Source organism: Psychromonas hadalis ATCC BAA-638 (assembly GCF_000420245.1).
In the GTDB taxonomy this organism is placed as follows: Bacteria; Pseudomonadota; Gammaproteobacteria; order Enterobacterales; family Psychromonadaceae; genus Psychromonas; species Psychromonas hadalis.
Genome location: NZ_ATUO01000271.1, coordinates 1 through 2,624, shown reverse-complemented (window position 1 = coordinate 2,624; position 2,624 = coordinate 1). Strand labels below are relative to the sequence as shown.

The following is a 2,624-nucleotide window of genomic DNA, read 5'->3' as shown; positions in this document are numbered from 1 at the left end:
ACGTAAATGGTTGTTCCCTTTACAAAACTTACAACGCAGAAGTGAGTTATTTTAACCAGTAAAATAGATTAGCTATTTACTGTAATTGGTATAAGCCAGTTCCCCTCTTAAATCACGCTGAAATAACTCAACTAACTGCACATATGACACTTTTTGACTAAGCAGATAATACAACTTAGCAATCACCGCCTCTGTGGTCATGTCACCACCACTTATCACCCCTGCTTCACTTAATGCATGCCCCGTTGCATACCCTTGCATATTTACCGCACCTTTTAAACATTGGCTACAATTAACAATAATAATGCCTCGCTCACTGGCACGCTTAAGTGTCTCTAAAAGCTGTTTATCTTGCGGTGCATTACCCACACCATAGGTCAGTAATACCAACGCTTGCAGCGGACTTTTTAACAGGTTATCTAATACTTGCCAACTTAACCCCGGAAAAAGATGTAAAATAGCAATAGATTGCACCTTAATTGGATGTACTAGCAAAGGTTCACCAGAACTTAACTCATTCTTTTCATTTAGTTTTTTTATCTCAATCCCTGCTTCTAAAAGTGCAGGATAATTTGGGGAAACAAACGCATCAAAACCATCTGCATATTGTTTGGTGGTACGATTACCTCTGAAAAGCTGGTTGTTAAAAAAGAGACAGACCTCATTAATGGGATGATGCGCTGCAATATAAAGAGAATTAAGCAGATTAATACGCGCATCGGTGCGCAATTGTGACAGCGGAATTTGTGATCCCGTTACAATAATCGGTTTGCTTAAATGCTCAAAAACAAAGGACAGTGCTGACGCGGTATAAGACATTGTATCTGTACCATGTAATACAATAAACCCATCGAATTCATCATAACGTGCTTCTATGTCCGTCGCGATCGTTTGCCAAATTTCAGGACACACATTCGCAGAATCGATTAAAGGTTGGTATTCATGAATCTCAAACTCAGGCATATCATTATGATAAAATTCAGGCATATTCGCGATCGTTTGCGATAAATATCCTGCAACCGGTACAAACCCTTCTGGTGATGGCTTCATGCCGATAGTGCCACCCGTATAAGCGATATAGATGCGTTTTTTCATGTCTTTACCTATTAAAATAATTTTCGCTAAGAGTATGGCTTAGATCACGCTTTAATATTGATCCAAATCAACATTTTTTCATCATTTTATTTTTGTTAACTTTAATTAACAACCCCACCCAAATAACACTTCCTATTAACAACTAGACTCACATACAAGTAAATATAGCCAAAAATGTTAAATATTATTTTGTGATGAAAATGACTTTTTAAATAGAGTTGTTTTGAAAGGAAAAAGCACACCTAACCACTATTGACCTAGATCAATTTACACCTTAATTTAGTCATACTTTGTTTTTAAATTTTATGGAGTTGCCACTATGTCAAACTTTGAAGCTGTGCATCAAACCCCCAGCAAAACCTCTGAATATATCGCTTATAACATCACCCAGATATTAAAGTTTATGCTGAATATCTTCTACGGTACAAAATATGCCAAACGCGCAGTTATTTTAGAAACCATTGCAGCGGTTCCCGGCATGGTTGCGGGCATGTTAAACCATTTGAAAGCACTACGCCGACTGCGTGATGACGAGGGTTGGATACGTGAACTATTAGATGAAGCTGAGAATGAACGTATGCATTTAATGATTTTTTTAGAGGTAGCAAAACCAACATGGGTTGAGCGTACACTGGTGTTATTAGGCCAAGGTGCATTCTTAGTGGTTTACACACTACTGTATATTCTATCTTCTAAAACCGCACACCGCGTAGTCGGTTATTTTGAAGAGGAAGCGTGTAAGAGTTACACCGAGTTTTTAGAAAAAATAGAGAACGGTGAAGTAGAAAATGTTGCAGCACCTGCCATCGCCATTAGTTATTATAAATTAGCCGAAGATGCCCGTTTGATGGATGTGATTTTACTTATCCGTGAAGACGAAGCAAAACATCGTGATCGTAACCACGAGTTTGCAGACGCATTTGAAAACAACGATCTACCATCACATCAGCAGTAAGCTAGCGTAAAGCACTTCATCAAAAGAAGTGCTTTATTATCTCCGCCCCCAAAAAAAAGATTAAATAAATCAGTCAATTTCATCGTTTATTCATCTCAATAGTCAGCGCTCAATTTAACTTCACTAACCAGAAGACTCTTATAAATACTGTTCCGATTTATGCTTTTGCAATTTGCTTCTTTTTTTGCAAAATAGATTCATCTCCTGCTTTTAATTATCCACACTACAAACTGCAAGCAATTGAAATAAAACAAAACAGTAAAAAATAAGACAGTTGGAATGGTAACTGCAAAGTAACAGGTATATGCCTTAACAGGAGAAACCTATGATATTAGCAGGTGGAACAGGCAGTCGTTTACGGCCATTATTACGTGCGTTATATCCCAAACAGTGTCTGCGTTTACAGAGAAAAGACAGTTTATTACAACAAACGCTATTAAGACTATGTGGGTTAGCAACACAAAAAGTCATTGTTGTGTGGTAAGCGTCTGGGTAATGGCACCTAGCTACGCTTAATATTCCATGGTAGCAACGCATCAATATCATTCGGGTTTTCAGCAATCTGCTGCAAGCA

At 37.8% G+C, this 2,624-nt stretch carries 3 protein-coding genes; 2 read left to right on the top strand and 1 reads right to left on the bottom strand.

Annotated features, from left to right (window positions below; genetic code table 11):
* Positions 1 to 72: 72 nt before the first annotated feature.
* A complete protein-coding gene (gene ansA, locus G322_RS0118650; protein ID WP_022943188.1) occupies positions 73 to 1,095 on the bottom strand; it encodes an asparaginase in 1,023 nt (340 codons plus the stop codon).
* 319 nt (positions 1,096 to 1,414) lie between these two features.
* Between ansA and G322_RS0118645 the strand changes: the two genes are divergently transcribed.
* Both G322_RS0118645 and G322_RS23100 read left to right on the top strand, forming a co-directional pair.
* Positions 1,415 to 2,050: an alternative oxidase gene (locus G322_RS0118645; protein WP_022943187.1), complete on the top strand. Its 636-nt coding sequence runs from the start codon at positions 1,415 to 1,417 to the stop codon at positions 2,048 to 2,050.
* A 325-nt stretch (positions 2,051 to 2,375) separates the two neighbouring features.
* Positions 2,376 to 2,534, top strand: a complete 159-nt coding sequence (locus G322_RS23100) for a sugar phosphate nucleotidyltransferase (protein WP_022943186.1) — start codon at positions 2,376 to 2,378, stop codon at positions 2,532 to 2,534.
* Positions 2,535 to 2,624: the final 90 nt, after the last annotated feature.